The organism is Deltaproteobacteria bacterium, assembly GCA_016219225.1.
GTDB lineage: Bacteria > Desulfobacterota > RBG-13-43-22 > RBG-13-43-22 > RBG-13-43-22 > RBG-13-43-22.
The window spans coordinates 1-16416 of record JACRBX010000224.1; the positions used below are offsets into that span (position 1 = coordinate 1).

Below are 16416 nucleotides of genomic sequence, written 5' to 3' on the forward strand. Positions count from 1 at the left end.
CCCGCCAGATCGAAGAGTCTGTTGATTTCGGCATCCGGGAGACCCTGGAAGCGCTGAATTCTCCCACTTATCAGGAGAAACTCCTTCCTTTTTTGAAGGGGCTGGAAGAAGTAGGGGAAACGGAGAAGGCCTCGGCCATCCGCCGGGTCCTCAACGTTTCCAGCTCCAAGACGGACGACCTTCTGCCGGAGCTTGATCAGGCCCTGACCCCTTTGGCCGTTCAGGGCATCAATGAAGCCTTTCGAGGCAGGGTGGTGGTCATCAACCGCGATCTCGACCAGCTTTATCAGGCACTCATCCGCCGGAAATATACCCTGCCGCAGCTTTACAAGATTATACGGGAGTGGCTGAAAGAGGGGGAGATTTTGCCTTCAACCTTCATTCACTTCCTGGGCCGGGGAGAGGCCGGCGGTGAGCCGCAGGGGCAGGAAAAATTTCCGGCCTTTGTGGAGGCGGAATTTCCGCACCTGCTGCCTCTGATGAAGGAGACGGGCCGGACCGTTTTCAAACAGGCTGTCCTTCTTTCCCTCTGGATCGAAGGCTATGGCCTTTCTCCTCAAAAGATCATTCCTCTTTTCCCCTCCCTGGGAAATGGAGAAGAAGAAAGGAATGGCCTCCTGATTGCGCAGCTTTCCCTGGCCGCCAGGCTGCTGAGGCAGAAAGAACCGGCCCTTTTTGAAGAAATCATCGAGGAAGTGGAAAAGGAGGAAGAATTTCCAGCCAGGGCCTGGAGACTACTGGATGAAGAAAGGGCCGCCGACGTCTTCGGTAAAGAGACGCTCTTCGTCTCCATCCTCCGGGAAGCCTTTGAAAGAATTCTGGCCCTGCCCGAGGCAGAGAAGACCATCGGACGGTTTTCTTCCGAAGACCAGCCGCCCTTGCCGGCCGGAGCATCCAACTTTAATGCCAAACAGGCCCGGATGGCTGAGGCCTTAAAGGATTATGATACCATCCGTCAGAAGGCCCTGATCTTGAAACGCAGGGAGTCGAATCCGCCCCAGGATTTTCAGAAATGGGAATCTTTTTATCTTCAGCACCTGAGTCCCTTAGCCCATCTTTTAGCAACATTCCCGGTCAGATTGGAACGGATGGATGTCAACATCCCTTCCCCGGTAAGGGAACGATTGGCGGAAAATGAAAAGGGATCCCTGCTGTTCTTTAAACAATTTGCCGAGTTTTATCAACAGGCCCTTCCCCTCTGGGAAAGCGAGGCCGGTAAAAGGCCGAAAATGGTGGAAGACCTTCTTTCCCGGAATTTCTGCCAGAGAAATCTTCCGGAAGGAGGGGACCGGATTTTCCTTTTCCTGGACGGGATGCGCTGGGACTTGTGGGAATATCTTAAAGAGGAATTTTTCGGCCCCCTGGCCAATCAGTTCCGGATCCTCCAGGAGGGTGCCCTTTGGGCCCATTTCCCTTCTTCCACTCCCAGGCAACTGGAATTTTTTAACCAGGCCGCTCAAAAGACCGGGGATACGGGCTTTGGGGCGGAGCCGACGGTCTGGAAGATAGGCGGAATCGATGAGCGGGTGCATACGGAAAAAGGGACGCTCGAACATCTGTTCCGAAATGTCCGGCAATATCTTCAATTAGAGTTGGCGCCCCGGCTCCGGGAGCTTCCCCCCCGGACCGCTTTGATCCTCTTTTCCGACCATGGTTTTATCGAGAACCAACATTTCGAAAAGTCGGACAAATACCGGACCTCCCGATATATCCATGGAGAGGCCTCTCCTTTGGAAATTATCGTCCCCTGGGCCACCCTGGTTAAGATGTAGATCCTTAGTCGCTTAGTCAATCGACATCGACAAATTACAAAAATGAAATATTAAATAAAAAAATTTCTTTTTTGTAATCTGTTCGATTTCGGAAAATATCCCCAAATTAATTTTAACTTATTGAAATAACATAAACAAATAGCCTGTTCCCTCTCTTGGCATGGTTTCTGCTTTATGTAATGTTGTCGTGATTGGTTGAAGTGGGAGACCTATGCCAAAAACCGCTCTACTATTGAAGCAGACCCCGGACGAACCTCCGGGGCTATTTGAGGAGATCCTTCAGGAACAGAGGTGGAAATTAGAAATCCGGCCTCTGTTTTCGGAATCTCTGTTGACCTTGTCCCTGAATGAATTCGGGATGATCATGATCCTGGGCGGCCCAATGGATCTTCCTGTCAGCAATGGATTTTTTTTATTCAAAAGAGAAATTCCTTTTATTCGCCAGGCCCTTAAAATCGGTTCCCCGGTCCTGGGGATAAATCTCGGGGCCGGGCTCATGGCCCGGGCTTTAGGGGCCAGGGTTTATCCCGGCCCCCATAAAGAGATCGGTTGGAGTTGGGTCAATCAAACGCCTCTGGCCAAAACAGATCCTTTGTTTTCAAAGCTTGAGCCCTACTTATTGGTCTTTGAGTGGCACGGAGAAACCTTTGATCTCCCAACGGGGGCCGTTTGCCTGGCCGGGAACCGGGCTTTCCCGAACCAGGCTTTTCGTTTCGGCCCCCTGTCTTATGGACTCCAGTTCCATTTGGAAGTAACCGAACCGATGATAAAAACCTGGCTTTCTCTATGGGCGAAGGCGATCGCATTGGCCGAACCCCAACCCCTGACCCCTGAAGACATTTTAGTGGATGCCCGCATTTACCTGGATAGACTCCATGCCCAGGCCAGGATTTTCTTTTTGGGATATTTGAAATTAATAGAAAAACTTTCCGGAAAATATAAAAATGAGATTAAAAAATTGGGAGGCTGTTATGCTAAAGAAAATTAGAGCGATGATCCATCTATTTGAACTGGATAACGTTAAAGAGGCTTTTAATGATTTAGGGATTAAAGAGATGACCGTCTCAAAGGTCCAGGAATTGGCGGTGCAAAAAGGTCAGCCCATGTTTTTCCGAGGCAAGAAACAGACTTCCGATTTCCAGCCCGAGATCAGGTTCGAGGTGGTGGTAGAGCAGGAAATGGCCGAAAAGGTCATCGCTATCATTCAAATGGCTGATAGCCGCAGGAAGGTGGGAGATGGTAAAATCTTTATTCAACCGATTGAAACCAGTGTCCGGATAGAGCCGGCACTTGCCGGGGCGACGTTGGTTTAGGGGCTTAGTCAATCAACATCGACAAAGTTTTGTCGATCAGGCCACATGGGGGCACCGACGAAGCACGAAAATGCGAATATCGAATATCGAATAATGAATATCGAAGGAGTGTTTTCTTTAAATTCCGAAATCCGAAATATAGGAGTAAAAACGTGTATGTCCGGCCGTAAGGAATCCAGGGAAATAAAAGAGCTGACTTTGCTTTTTGAAATCAGCACCAAGTTGAGCGAGGCCCTGGACCTCAAAACCGTATTGCAGCCTATTCTCCAGATGACCACCGAGTATATGGGGCTGCTCCGGAGTTCGCTCACTATTCTCAACCGCAACAAAGGGGAGATCGGTATTGAAGAGGCCTACGGCCTTCGGCCCGAGGAACAGGCCAAGGGCCGGTACCGTCGGGGGGAAGGGATCACCGGCAAGGTCTTTGAAACCGGTCAACCGGCCATTATCCCCCGGATTTCCGAAGAGCCGCTATTTCTCGACCGGACCGGTTCGAGAAAAAAGCTCAACAAAAGTGATTTCGCCTTCATCTGTGTTCCCATAAAAATCGGCAGTCAAGTGATCGGGACCCTTTCGGCGGACCGTTTGGCCGGTGAGATGGTGTCCCTTGAAGAGGATGTGCGCCTTCTGACCATCATCGCTTCCAGTATTTCTCAGGCCGTAAGGCTGCGCCAACGGGCTCAGGAGGAGCTTGAAAAGGTCAGGGAGGAAAATCAGCGCCTTCAGGATGAGTTAAAAAACAGATATAAGCCGAAGACCATCGTGGGTAATTCCAAGGCCATGCAGAACGTCTATTCCCTCATCGAACAGGTCTGCCGGACCAATGCCACGGTGTTGATCCTCGGTGAAAGCGGGGTAGGCAAAGAACGGGTGGCCCATGCCATTCATTACAACTCCAACCGGGCCGATAAGTCCTTTGTGAAAGTCAATTGCGCGGTCCTGCCTGAATCCCTGGCGGAAAGCGAATTGTTCGGCCATGAGAAAGGGGCCTTCACCGGCGCCACCGGTGCGCGCCAGGGCCGTTTCGAGCTGGCCCATCAGGGAACGATCTTTCTCGACGAGATCGGCGATCTGCCGCCTCTGGTGCAGACCAAGCTTTTGCGGGTCCTTCAGGAAAAGGAATTTGAACGGGTCGGGGGAAACACCACCATTAAGGTCGATGTTCGCATCATTACGGCTACCAACCGGAATCTTGAAGAACTCATCCGGGAGGGAAAATTCCGTGAGGACCTTTATTACCGGTTGAATACCTTTCCCATCATGGTCCCCCCTTTGCGGCAGCGGAAGACCGATATTATGCTCTTAGCCGATCATTTCATCGAAAAATACAGTAAAGAACATGGCAAGAAAATATCCAGGATATCGACGACCGCCACTGACATGCTGATGCATTATCATTGGCCGGGAAATGTGCGGGAACTGGAAAACTGTCTGGAACGGGCCATCATTCTCTGCGCCGATGGCGTAATCCACGGCTATCATCTCCCGCCGAACCTGCAAAGAAGCGAACCGTCCGGCGGACAGGGGAAGAGCGGCCCTTTTAAAGCCATGATGACCGGCATGGCCAAAGAGATCATCGAAGAGGAATTGAAACGCTCCAGGGGCAACCTGGCCAAAGCGGCCCGAGCCTTGGGGATTACGGAGCGGATGATCGGGCTTAGGGTGACCAAATACGGAATTGATCCCGCCAAATTCAAGTAGCAGCCAAGGCCTGTAATAACAAACCAGCACATTGCACTCTCCCGGGATAGGGTGAAACATGTTTTTAAAAGGAGGTTAAAAGAAAAATTATGATAGAAATGGTCAAGTCCCTCTCCTATTTCTTGTTGGCCGGGGTTTGTGAGATTGGAGGCGGCTATCTAATCTGGCAGTGGCTCCGGGAGAGGAAAGGCTTCCTTTATGCCTTGATGGGGGCCATTATCCTGGTCCTTTATGGAATCGTCCCCACTCTTCAGCCGGCCCATTTCGGACGGGTTTATGCCGCTTACGGGGGCTTCTTTATCGTCCTGGCCCTGCTCTGGGGTTGGCAAATTGATAAAATTCCTCCGGATCGCTTTGACCTGATAGGCGGGGGAATTTCCCTGGCCGGTGTTTTGGTTATCATGTACTGGCCGCGTGGCTGACTCTTAAAAAACCTTTTTCTTGATTTGCCCGGATTCCCCTCATTGGGACTTCCCCTTGGATCAGGAAGCACCAATGAACTCTGTGAAACAAAGTCCCCTCGTCATTTCGAAATCCGAAATCATCATTCCCTACTATTCGGTATCCTTTGATTAAAAATCCTACTTTTAAGTAGCTTCTGCCTCTGCAGAATCAGGGCCTTGATCGCCTCCCGGACCCTCTCTTTAAAAAAAATAAAGCACTCCATCCCCTTGGTTTTCAAAAGGGTTTTTTCTTTATCCCCATCCTTTGCCTGACGCACATTGATCTATTGGCATATTACTTGCCCTATAGGGTTGCGACTGATTGATTTGTCGAAAGGAGAAACGCACATGAGAAAAATAGCCATTTATGGGAAAGGCGGCATCGGGAAATCGACCACCACCCAGAATACGGTCGCGGCCCTGGCGGAGATGGGCAAGAAGATCATGGTGGTGGGATGCGACCCCAAGGCGGATTCAACCCGTTTGTTATTAGGTGGGCTGTCGCAAAAGACGGTCCTGGATACACTCAGGGCCGAAGGGGAAGACCTGGACCTTGAGGATGTCTTGAAGGTCGGTTATAAAGGGACCCGCTGCGTGGAATCAGGCGGACCGGAACCGGGTGTGGGCTGTGCCGGAAGAGGGATTATCACCTCCATCAACCTGCTGGAACAGCTCGGGGCCTACTCCGAATCCATCGGGCTGGATTATGCCTTTTATGATGTGCTGGGCGACGTGGTCTGCGGCGGTTTCGCCATGCCCATCCGCGACGGTAAGGCCAAGGAGATCTATATCGTCGTCTCCGGGGAGATGATGGCCATGTATGCGGCCAATAACATCTGTAGGGGGATCGTCAAATTTGCCGAATCAGGCGGTGTGCGTCTCGGCGGACTGATCTGCAACAGCCGCAAGGTGGATAACGAAAGCGAGTTGATTGAAATGTTGGCCGAACGATTGGGTACCCAGATGATCCATTTTATCCCCAGGGACAATGTGGTGCAGCGGGCGGAAATCAACCGGAAGACGGTCATCGATTTTGATTCCTCAACAGCCCAGGCCGATGAATACCGCAAGCTGGCCAGGGCGATCGATGGAAACCAGTTGTTCGTAATTCCCAAGCCGATGACCACCGATGAACTCGAGTCGATTCTCATCAAGTATGGGGTCGACCAGTAATAGAGCAAGAGGAGGAATACACCATGTTAATGATAAGAGCGATTGTCAGGCCGGAGCGCGTCGATACGGTTCTGGAAAAATTGATGGCCGAGGGGTTTCCGGCTGTAACCCGGATGAGCGTTTCAGGCCGTGGCAAACAGAGGGGGATCAAGATCGGGGATATCACCTACGATGAAATACCCAAGGAATTATTGATAGTAGTCGTCCCCGAGGTGGATAAGGATCTGGTGATCAAAACCATTCTGGGAGCCGCCCGGACCGGCGATAAGGGTGCTTTTGGGGACGGGAAGCTTTTTGTTTCTCCCGTGGACGAGGTCTACACCGTCAGCTCCGGAATCAAGGAGACGGCGACCGGGACAGAGGAGGTGGTCCTATGAAAGAGGTCATGGCCATAATCCGGATGAATAAGATCAACCAGACCAAAAAGTCCCTGGTTGAAGCCGGCATATCCTCCATGCATGCCCGGGAATGCCTGGGCCGCGGCAAGGGCCTCGTTGATCTCGACCTGTTGAAAGGGGCGGAGCAAGGCTATGAAGAGGCCATCGCCCAACTCGGAAACAGCCAGAGGCTGATTCCAAAAAGGATGATATCGATTATCGTTCCCGATAAGCTTATCAATAAGACAGTCTCGACGATTATTGCGGTAAATCGCACCAACAAGCCGGGAGACGGCAAGATCTTTGTCCTGCCTGTTTTTGATGTCATTCGCATTCGGACCGGTGAAACCGGCGATGAAACCCTGGATGAAGGATAACCAGAATGCGGAATGCGGATTTCGGATTTCGGAATGGGGAATCAAAGAATTATAGAAGGAGGAAAGTATGGCTGCACCAGGAAATAATGCTGCGGAGCTTCACATAGACCCAAGCGAAGTAAAAAAAGAAATACTTAATAGATATCCGGCCAAGGTGGCCCGTCGTCGGGCCAGGCAAATCGTGGTCAACAAAGTCGATGAGGGCGAACAGGTACCGGAGATCCATGCCAATACCCGGACGATTCCCGGTATCCTGACCATGCGGGGCTGCGCCTATGCCGGCTGCAAGGGGGTGGTACTCGGTCCGACCCGTGACATCCTTCAGATTACCCACGGCCCGATCGGCTGCGGGTTTTATAGCTGGCTAACCCGGCGTAATCAGACCAGGCCGAAAAGCCTCGATGATCCGAATTACATGCCCTATGCCCTGTCCACCGACATGCAGGAGGAGGAAATTATCTTCGGCGGCGAAAAAAAGTTGAAGAAGGCCATTCAGGAAGCCATCGAACTTTTTCATCCCAAGGCCATCGGGATCTTCTCCACCTGTCCGGTGGGACTCATCGGAGACGATGTTCATGCCGTGGCCCGGGAGATGGAGGAGAAGTATCCCGAGGTCAATATTTTTGGCTTCAGTTGTGAGGGTTATAAGGGGGTGAGCCAGTCGGCCGGCCATCATATTGCCAACAACAAGGTCTTTACCGATGTGGTGGGCCAGCTTGAAGCCCCCAAGGAAGGATCTTTCCGGCTCAATCTCCTGGGTGAGTACAACATCGGCGGGGATGCCTTCGAAATCGAGCGTATTACCGAGGCCTGCGGATTAACCGTCCATTCCACCTTCAGCGGCAATTCGGAGTACGACGAATTCGCCAGCGCCCATACGGCCGATCTGAACGTGGTCATGTGTCACCGTTCCATCAACTATATGGCCGAGATGATGGAGAAGCGTTACGGCATCCCCTGGTTCAAGATCAATTTTGTGGGGGCCAGGGCCACGGCCAAGTCCCTGCGCAAGATCGCCGCTTATTTCGGCGATGCGACCCTGACCGAGAAGGTTGAAAAGGTCATCGCCGAAGAGATGGCCCCGGTGGAGAAGGTCCGCCAGGAAGTCGAGGCGAGATGCCGGGGGAAACTGGCCATGCTCTTCGTGGGGGGCTCCCGGGCCCACCATTATCAGGAGCTTTTCGAGGAGATCGGCATGAAAACCATCTCGGCCGGATACGAGTTTGCCCACCGTGACGACTATGAAGGGCGAAAGGTCATCCCTACCATCACCGTTGATGCCGATACCCGTAATATAGAGGAATTGACCGTCGGGCCGGACGGGACGCGCTTCCGGCCGCGAAAAGGGGCGGCCGAGATCGAAAGGCTCCGTCAGGAGGGGTTCCGGTTTAACGATTATGAAGGTCTGATGCCGCAAATGGCCGACAACAGTTTGGTGATCGACGACCTGAACCATTATGAAACCGAGGTCCTGATTGAGAAATACAAGCCGGATATCTTCTGCGCCGGCATCAAGGAAAAGTATGTCATCCAGAAGGGCGGCATACCGCTCAAGCAGCTTCACAGTTATGATTACAGCGGGCCTTATGCCGGTTTCAGGGGGGCCATTAATTTCTACCGGGAGATCGACCGGCTGGTCAATTCCAAAGTCTTTCGTTTTGTGAAGGCCCCCTGGCAGGAAAATCCCGAGCTGGCCGGCAGCTATGGATGGAATGGATAAGGAAAGGAGCACATCATGTTGTTAAGACATACACCCGAAACAATAACGGATCGATCGGCGCTGACCATCAATCCGGCCAAAACCTGCCAGCCCGTGGGGGCCATGTATGCGGCCCTGGGGATTCATAATTGTCTTCCCCACAGTCACGGTTCTCAGGGGTGCTGTGCCTACCATCGCAGCGCCCTGACCAGGCACTATAAGGACCCTATCATGGCCACGACCAGTTCCTTCACCGAAGGGGCCTCGGTCTTCGGCGGCCAGGCCAATCTGGTGGAGTCCATCAACAATATCTTCACCATCTACAGCCCGGACATCATCGCCGTCAATACCACCTGCCTTTCGGAGGTCATCGGCGACGATTTGCCTCAGATCATCAACAAGGCCCGGGCCGATGGAAAGATCCCTCCGGGGAAAACGGTCATTCATGCCAATACCCCCAGTTTCAAGGGCTCCCATGTCACCGGTTTTGCCAACATGACTTCGGCCATGGTCCAGTATTTGTCGGAACGGTCGGGAAAGAAGATCCCCCAGATCAATATCATTCCAGGTTATGTGGAACCTTCCGATATGGCCGAGATGAAACGGATCAGCCTGGAAATGGGTATCAAATCGGTCCTGTTTCCCGACACCTCCGGGGTGGTGAACAGTCCCCTGGATGGCAAATTCCACATGTATCCCAAGGGCGGCGCCACGATGGAAGCCATCAAAAGCGCCGGAGACAGCACCTTTACGCTCGCCCTGGGAAGAACGGCCTCGCTTCCGGCGGCCAAACTTCTTGATACCAAATGCAAGGTCCCTTTTGAATGCCTGGATCTTCCCATCGGACTCAGTGCCACGGATACCTTCGTTGACTGTTTAAGAAAAACAGCCGGCGTCAGCGTACCGGAAAGCCTCATGGTAGAACGGGGCCAGGTGGTGGATGTGCTCACCGACATGCATCAATATTTTTTCGGAAAAAAAGTGGCTTTAATCGGTGATCCCGACCACCTGGTTTCTCTGGCCCAGTTCCTCACCGATATGGATATGGAGGTTCTCTATGTGGTTACGGGAACACCGGCCGGGCCGAAATTTGTCCGGCGTATCCGGGAGTTGACCGGAGAAAAAACGATTGTCAAAGAAGGCTTAGGGGTGGATATGTTCCAATTCCACCAACTGATTAAAAACGCCAAGCCGGATCTCCTTTTCGGCAATACCTATGTAAAACACATAGCCCGCGACGAAGACATCCCCCTGATCCGTATGGGCTTCCCCATCTATGACCGGGTGGGCCACCAGTATTTCCCGATCACCGGATACCGCGGGGCCTTGCGTCTTCTTGAAAAGATACTGGAGGCCATTCTGGACCGGCAGGATCGGGATGCGCCGGAGGAGAGTTTTGAATTGGTGATGTAGAAAAGCAGGCACAAGGCGTAAGGTGCAAGGCACAAGGTGTGAGAAAAAACATAATGAGAATAAAAAATTCAAGCATTAAAAGATTAGCACTGGGTTTGAGGAAAAGGGTTTTTCCTATCGCCTTGTGCCTTGCGCCTTGCGCCTATTTAGGAGATTCACAATGATCGAGATCCTAAAGGATAGAAAAAAACAGGTTTTTCAAAAAGGGGCTGAAACGGGGGACCGGGGAATCGTCTGTGAAAAGGCCAGCCTGGCCGGTTCGGTGAGCCAGCGGGCCTGCGTCTTTTGCGGCTCCCGGGTGGTCCTTTATCCCATCGCCGACGCCCTGCATCTGGTCCATGGCCCGGTGGGTTGTGCGGCCTATACCTGGGACATCCGCGGCTCCCTGTCTTCCGGACCGGAACTCCACCGTTTGAGTTTTTCTACGGACCTTCGGGAAAAGGAAGTCATTTTCGGCGGGGAGAAGAAGCTTTATGCCGCCCTTACGGAGCTGATCAAGGCCTATGCACCCAAGGCGGCCTTCGTCTATGCCACCTGTATCATCGGCCTGATCGGTGATGATGTGCAGGCGGTCTGCAAAAAGGTGCAGGCCGAGCAGGGCATTCCGGTCATCCCGGTGCACTCGGAAGGTTTCAGGGGAACCAAAAAAGACGGTTACAAGGCCGCCTGCGAAGCCCTTTTCCGGCTGGTTGTCGAAGGTGGCGGGCAGCCCGGTTTTCCCCTGAGCATCAATATTCTCGGGGATTTCAATCTGGCCGGAGAGACCTGGATGATTAAGGAATATTACCGGCAGATGGGGATAAAGGTTGTTTCCTGTATCACCGGGGACGGCCGGGTGGATGAAATACGGGAGTCCTCGCGGGCCGGTCTCAATGTGGTCCAATGTTCCGGCTCCATGACCCAACTCGCCAAGATGATGGAAGAGACCTACGGCCTCCCTTTCAAGCGGGTTTCCTATTTCGGAATCGAGGATACGGCCGAGGCCCTCTACAGCGTGGCCCGTCATTTTGACGATCTTCAGGTGATGAGAAAGACGGAAGAGCTGGTCCGGAGCGAAGTGAACCGCATCTATCCCGAGGTGCAGCATTACCGAAAGGCTCTGGAAGGGAAAAAGGCTGCCATCTATGTGGGGGGTTCTTTCAAGGCCTTCTCTCTGGTCAAGGCCTTGCGCCACCTGGGCATCCAAACCGCCATCGTCGGCTCCCAGACCGGTAACCCGGAGGATTATGAGTATCTGAAGGAAATATGTGACGCAGGCACCATCATCGTGGATGATACCAACCCATTAGAACTTTCGCGGTTCATGATGGAGAAGGATGTGGATCTCCTGATCGGCGGTGTTAAGGAGAGGCCTATTGCCTATAAGATGGGCGCAGCCTTCTGCGACCATAACCATGAACGGAAGACCGCCCTGGCCGGCTTTGAAGGCATGCTCAATTTCTGCCGGGAAGTCTATGCCTCAATAATGAGCCCGGTCTGGCAATTTTCTCCGGCCCGGCAGCGGAGGGCAACTATGGAACAAACCTTCAGTGAAGAAATAACGAAAGCTATGTTTAGCACCTAAATTGAGTTCGGAGTTCAGAGTTCGGAGAAAGTGATTTTCCTGCATTGGAAACAAAAGGTAGGGTGGGTGGAGAGATAACGGAACCCACCGATTAATGAGGCTGATAGCAAATGGTGAGGTGAAAAATGATAAAAACTGAAACAAAAGAGGAATTCAATCTTGAAATAACCTCGCGGAATTTTACTTCCACCAGGAATGCCTGCAAGCTCTGTGCACCCTTGGGCGCCAGCATCGCTTTCAGGGGCATTGAGGGCTGCATCCCCTTGATCCATGGTTCCCAGGGCTGCTCCACCTATATCCGTCGTTATGTTATCAGTCATTTCAAGGAACCCATTGATATCGCCTCTTCCAATTTCAGCGAGCAAAGCGCCATATTCGGCGGCGGAGACAACCTGAAGACGGCCATAGATAACCTGAGACGCCAATATCAACCGGCGGCGATCGGAATCAGTACCACCTGCCTTTCAGAGACCATCGGTGATGACGTGGAGCTTTATATCGACCAGTACCGCAAAAGCAACAAGGATGAGTCCCTGCCGGTCATCATCCATGCCTCGACACCCAGTTACCGGGGTACGCATCTGGAAGGTTTTCAGGAGGCCTTGAGGGCCACGGTAGAGACCCTGGCCCGGGGAGGGCCTCACACCGACCGGCTGAACCTGATCCCCGGGTTTCTTTCCGCCGAGGATCTACGGCATCTCAAGGAAATTTTATCCGATTTCGGTATAGGCCATACCCTGCTGCCCGATTATTCAGAGACGCTGGACGGAGAATCCTGGGAGGAGTATCAGAAGCTTTCTGCCGGGGGTACCACGATAGAGGCTATCCGGGCCATGGGCCGGGCCCAGGCCACCATTCAGTTCGGAAAAAGCCTCAAAGGGCTTAACACGGCCGCCACCTTTTTGGAAGGAAAATTCGGGGTCCAGTCCTTGACCCTCGGCATCCCGGTCGGTATCCGGGAAACGGACCTGTTTTTTAAAGCGCTTAAGGAATGGTCCGGACTGGAAATTCCACAGAAATATCAGCAAGAACGGGGTCGCTTGGTTGATGCTTATATCGACGGCCACAAGTATGTCTATGGGAAACGGGCCATCATTTACGGAGAAGCGGATTTTGTGGCCGCTCTGGCCTCCTGGCTGGACGAGATCGGCATCGTTCCGGCCTTGTGCGCCACTGGGGCTTGTACCGGGAAATTTAAAGAGACCGTTCTGTCCGGCCTCAAGAACTGCCCGGAAGAACCTTTGATTTGCGAAGATACCGACTTTGCCGACATGCTGGATACCTGCCGGACCATGGGCATTGATATGGTCATGGGGAGCAGCAAGGGCTATTTTATCTCCAGAAAATTAGGGGTCCCCCTGGTGCGGGTGGGTTTTCCCATCCACGACCGGATCGGCGGCCAGCGCATCCTTCATGTAGGCTACCGGGGGACGCAGCAGCTCTTCGACCGGGTGGTCAATGCCCTGATCGAAGCGGGGCAGGAACGATCAGCAGTGGGATACAGCTATATTTAATGCGGATTTTGGATTTCGGATTTCGGAATTTTAAAAACCCAATTTCCTGAGGGGATCTAAGGAAGGGGGTTCGCCGAACGCCGAACGTTGTTTCTGTTCTTTAAGGAGGCCGTTATGAATCTTGAACATCATCCCTGTTTCAGCGCAGGGGCCAAGCACAAGTATGGCAGGATCCATCTGCCCGTGGCGCCGAAATGTAATATGCAGTGCAATTATTGCAACCGCGATTTCGAATGCGTCAACGAATCCCGGCCCGGTGTGACCAGTACTGTTCTTAGGCCACGGCAAGCGGCCGATTATTTAGACGCGGTTTTGGAAAAAATCAAAAACATCGCCGTCGTCGGGATTGCCGGACCCGGCGATCCTTTTGCCAACGGGGTGGAAACCATGAAGACCTTGCGGCTGGTGCGGGAACGGCATCCTGAAATGATGCTCTGTCTGGCCACCAACGGTCTGGAACTGGCCCAATATGTCGATGAGATCGAGGCCTTGAAGATCAGCCACGTGACCGTCACCGTCAATGCCGTGGACCCGGAAATAAGCCGCCGGATCTATGCCTGGGCCAGGGTGGACAAGAGGGTTTACCGTGGCCTGGATGCGGCCCGCATTATCCTTCAAAAACAGCTTGAAGGCATTGCCAAGCTCAAAGAAAAAGGGGTCATTGTCAAGATCAACACGGTCGTCATCCCCGGCATCAATGATGAACACGTTGTGGAGATCGCCAAACGCATGGCGGAGTTGAAAGCCGATATTATGAATTGCATACCCCTTTATCATGTGGCCGGAACCCCCTTCGCCAGCCTTACCCCCCCTTCGGGAGAGAAGATAAAGGCCTTAAGGGAAAAAGTAAAGGTCTACCTGCCCCAGATGGGCCACTGCAGCCGCTGCCGGGCTGATGCCGCCGGTTTAATCGGGGAGGGGCAATCCGAGGAGATCAGGCAATTGCTGAAAAAGGCCTCGGGATCCCAGGTTACTGCCAAAAGGCCCTATGTGGCGGTGGCCAGCCGGGAAGGCATCTTTGTCAACCAGCATCTCGGTGAAGCGGGTGAACTTTGGATATTCGGAATGGGAGAGGGGAAACCCGAACTGGTCGAACGTCGATTCACACCGTCCCCGGGGGTCGGGGATAACCGCTGGCAGGTGATGATCAACGTGTTACATGATTGTAATACCGTTCTGGTAAGCGGTATCGGACCTTCCCCGCAGCAGGCCCTGGAACGGGCCGATATACGGATTGTCGTTATGGAAGGGCTGGTCCAGGAAGGGGTAGAGGCGGTCCTTACCGGCCAGGAAATCCCCAGGATACTTCTACGCACACCGGGACGGTGCGGGATCGGTCTGCAATGCAGCGGCAGCGGTACGGGGTGCGGGTGAGGGAAGGAAAGTGTGGAGTTCGGAGTGCGGAGTGTGAGACGCGGGTGCGAATGAGAAAAACGTTCGGCGTTAAGCGTTCGGCGGAAGAAAGTTTGGAGTTTAGAGTTCGGAGAAACCCAATTTTTGCGTCGAATGAATTTTTAAAAAGTCATCGATAGCGCATTTCCGTCATTCCCGTGAAAACGGGAATCCGGTGTTCTTGATAGTTAAGGATGGCCTGGATTCCCGCCTGCGCGGGAATGACGCGTTTTTACATAGCAAAATGTTGGGTGGGTGAAGTGATAACGGAACCCACCGGTTAATGAGGTTTTTATCTCTACTTTGTTTTAATTATTGGTGGGTTACGCTTTGCTGCCCCCACCCTACAGGAATATAGCTACTTGATCGGCAAAATTTTGTCGATGTATCAGCAATAGGCGCTTAACGAACGGAGGGAAAAAAATGAAAAAACCGAAACATCATATCTTTGTTTGTGCCAGTTTCAGGGTCAAAGGGGATCCCCAGGGGATCTGTCATAAAAAAAATTCCCAAGGATTGCTCCAGTATCTGGAGCAGGAGCTTTCGGACCGGGGTTTAACGGAGGTGGTGGTCTCCAGCACCGGATGTCTCAAGGTCTGTGAAACAGGACCTTCCATGGTGATTTATCCTGAAAACTGGTGGTATGGAAAGATTGAAGGCGAGTCGGATATTGATGAAATTATCGACGCCCTGGAAGATGGAAAACCTGCCGGAGCTTATATGATCAGCTAATTGATAAAATACCCTTTTCCCCCATAGCAAAATACGGTAAAGGCATTATTCCCCTGATCGCTGAGAAAATTTAAAATATTAAAGAGGAGGGTTTATATGCGCGTAGGCAAGAAAGAAATAAAAGATCAGAGTGTTATTGTCGAGCTTCTTTCCAAGTCCCTGGTCGGAAGGTTGGGCACCTCGGGACAAGACGGCTATCCCAGGATAAAACCTCTCAATTTTGTATACCTTGAGGGAAGGATCTACTTTCATTCGGCACGGGAAGGCGAGAAGATGGAAGACATCAAAAGGGACAGCCGGGTCTGTTTCGAGATAGACCTGCCCATCACTTATGTGAAAAGTACCGGCATCCCTTGTAATGCTGATTATCTTTATCGCAGCATCATGATCAAGGGACGGGCCCGGATCGTTAGTGAGAGAGAAGAGCGAACCCGGGCTTTGGAAGGACTGATGAAAAAATACCAGCCCCAAGGCGGTTATAGCGCCCTTCCGAAAGATAATCTGGCCTTGACGGCCGTCGTCCGGATCGACATTGAGGAAATGACGGGCAAAGAGGATCTTGGCAAGGAAAAGGAACGGGAGGCCGTGCTGGCTTTTTTGGAAGGAAAAAGCTTGTTTCCGGATGCACTTGCCCTGGAGCGCTGAATGGATCAGGTTTCTTTGGGAGAGTCGATATTTGACAAGTTCGTAAAAAGCTATGAAACGCCGCATTGCGGCGCTGTATCAGAAAATAACCTGGCAATAAAAAAGCTAAGTTATTTGGAAGTCTGGAGACGCCCATTTTCGTCATTCCCGTGAAAACGGGAATCCAGTGTTTTTAATTAGTTATATATTCCCTGGATTCCCGCCTTCGCGGGAATGACGAGTTTTTACGAGACCATCCAATATTGATAATCTCGGAAAAAGTCCAGGAACCAAATCATAGAAACACTGGATTCCCAATTTT

The 16416-nt window shown here is 52.2% G+C and carries 15 protein-coding genes; all 15 read left to right on the top strand.

What is annotated here, in order from left to right; genetic code table 11:
* On the top strand, nucleotides 1-1772 hold a 1772-nt coding region (locus HY879_18770), incomplete at its 5' end, for a hypothetical protein (protein MBI5605381.1).
* A gap of 211 nt (nucleotides 1773-1983) precedes the next feature.
* Nucleotides 1984-2760, top strand: coding sequence for a type 1 glutamine amidotransferase (locus HY879_18775; GenBank protein MBI5605382.1), 777 nt, complete (start codon nucleotides 1984-1986; stop codon nucleotides 2758-2760).
* Nucleotides 2744-3085, top strand: coding sequence for a P-II family nitrogen regulator (locus HY879_18780; GenBank protein MBI5605383.1), 342 nt, complete (start codon nucleotides 2744-2746; stop codon nucleotides 3083-3085). The genes HY879_18775 and HY879_18780 overlap by 17 nt, the downstream gene beginning before the upstream one ends.
* 156 nt (nucleotides 3086-3241) lie before the next feature.
* Nucleotides 3242-4786, top strand: coding sequence for a sigma 54-interacting transcriptional regulator (locus tag HY879_18785; GenBank protein ID MBI5605384.1), 1545 nt, complete (start codon nucleotides 3242-3244; stop codon nucleotides 4784-4786).
* 92 nt (nucleotides 4787-4878) lie between these two features.
* Complete coding sequence (locus tag HY879_18790; protein ID MBI5605385.1) at nucleotides 4879-5208, top strand: YnfA family protein; 330 nt, start codon at nucleotides 4879-4881, stop codon at nucleotides 5206-5208.
* A gap of 369 nt (nucleotides 5209-5577) precedes the next feature.
* Nucleotides 5578-6402 carry a nitrogenase iron protein gene (gene nifH / locus HY879_18795; protein MBI5605386.1) on the top strand — a complete coding sequence of 275 codons (825 nt, stop codon included), beginning with the start codon at nucleotides 5578-5580 and terminating at the stop codon, nucleotides 6400-6402.
* 23 nt (nucleotides 6403-6425) lie between these two features.
* Nucleotides 6426-6779, top strand: coding sequence for a P-II family nitrogen regulator (locus HY879_18800; protein MBI5605387.1), 354 nt, complete (start codon nucleotides 6426-6428; stop codon nucleotides 6777-6779).
* A complete protein-coding gene (locus HY879_18805) occupies nucleotides 6776-7156 on the top strand; it encodes a P-II family nitrogen regulator (protein ID MBI5605388.1) in 381 nt (126 codons plus the stop codon). Before HY879_18800 ends, HY879_18805 begins: the two co-directional genes overlap by 4 nt.
* Nucleotides 7157-7223: 67 nt before the next feature.
* On the top strand, nucleotides 7224-8876 hold the full coding sequence (gene nifD, locus HY879_18810) for a nitrogenase molybdenum-iron protein alpha chain (GenBank protein ID MBI5605389.1): 1653 nt from the start codon (nucleotides 7224-7226) through the stop codon (nucleotides 8874-8876).
* Nucleotides 8877-8891: 15 nt separating this feature from the next.
* A complete protein-coding gene (locus HY879_18815) occupies nucleotides 8892-10268 on the top strand; it encodes a nitrogenase molybdenum-iron protein subunit beta (GenBank protein MBI5605390.1) in 1377 nt (458 codons plus the stop codon).
* A gap of 160 nt (nucleotides 10269-10428) precedes the next feature.
* Nucleotides 10429-11832 (top strand): nitrogenase iron-molybdenum cofactor biosynthesis protein NifE, encoded by a 1404-nt coding sequence (gene nifE, locus HY879_18820; GenBank protein ID MBI5605391.1) that lies wholly within the window; start codon nucleotides 10429-10431, stop codon nucleotides 11830-11832.
* 125 nt (nucleotides 11833-11957) lie between these two features.
* Entirely contained in the window at nucleotides 11958-13346 is a 1389-nt protein-coding gene (locus tag HY879_18825) for a nitrogenase (protein MBI5605392.1), read from the top strand.
* 114 nt (nucleotides 13347-13460) lie between these two features.
* On the top strand, nucleotides 13461-14720 hold the full coding sequence (nifB, locus tag HY879_18830) for a nitrogenase cofactor biosynthesis protein NifB (protein ID MBI5605393.1): 1260 nt from the start codon (nucleotides 13461-13463) through the stop codon (nucleotides 14718-14720).
* 441 nt (nucleotides 14721-15161) lie between these two features.
* Complete coding sequence (locus HY879_18835; GenBank protein MBI5605394.1) at nucleotides 15162-15470, top strand: (2Fe-2S) ferredoxin domain-containing protein; 309 nt, start codon at nucleotides 15162-15164, stop codon at nucleotides 15468-15470.
* Between the two features lie 96 nt (nucleotides 15471-15566).
* A complete protein-coding gene (locus tag HY879_18840) occupies nucleotides 15567-16115 on the top strand; it encodes a pyridoxamine 5'-phosphate oxidase family protein (protein MBI5605395.1) in 549 nt (182 codons plus the stop codon).
* Nucleotides 16116-16416 lie beyond the last annotated feature (301 nt).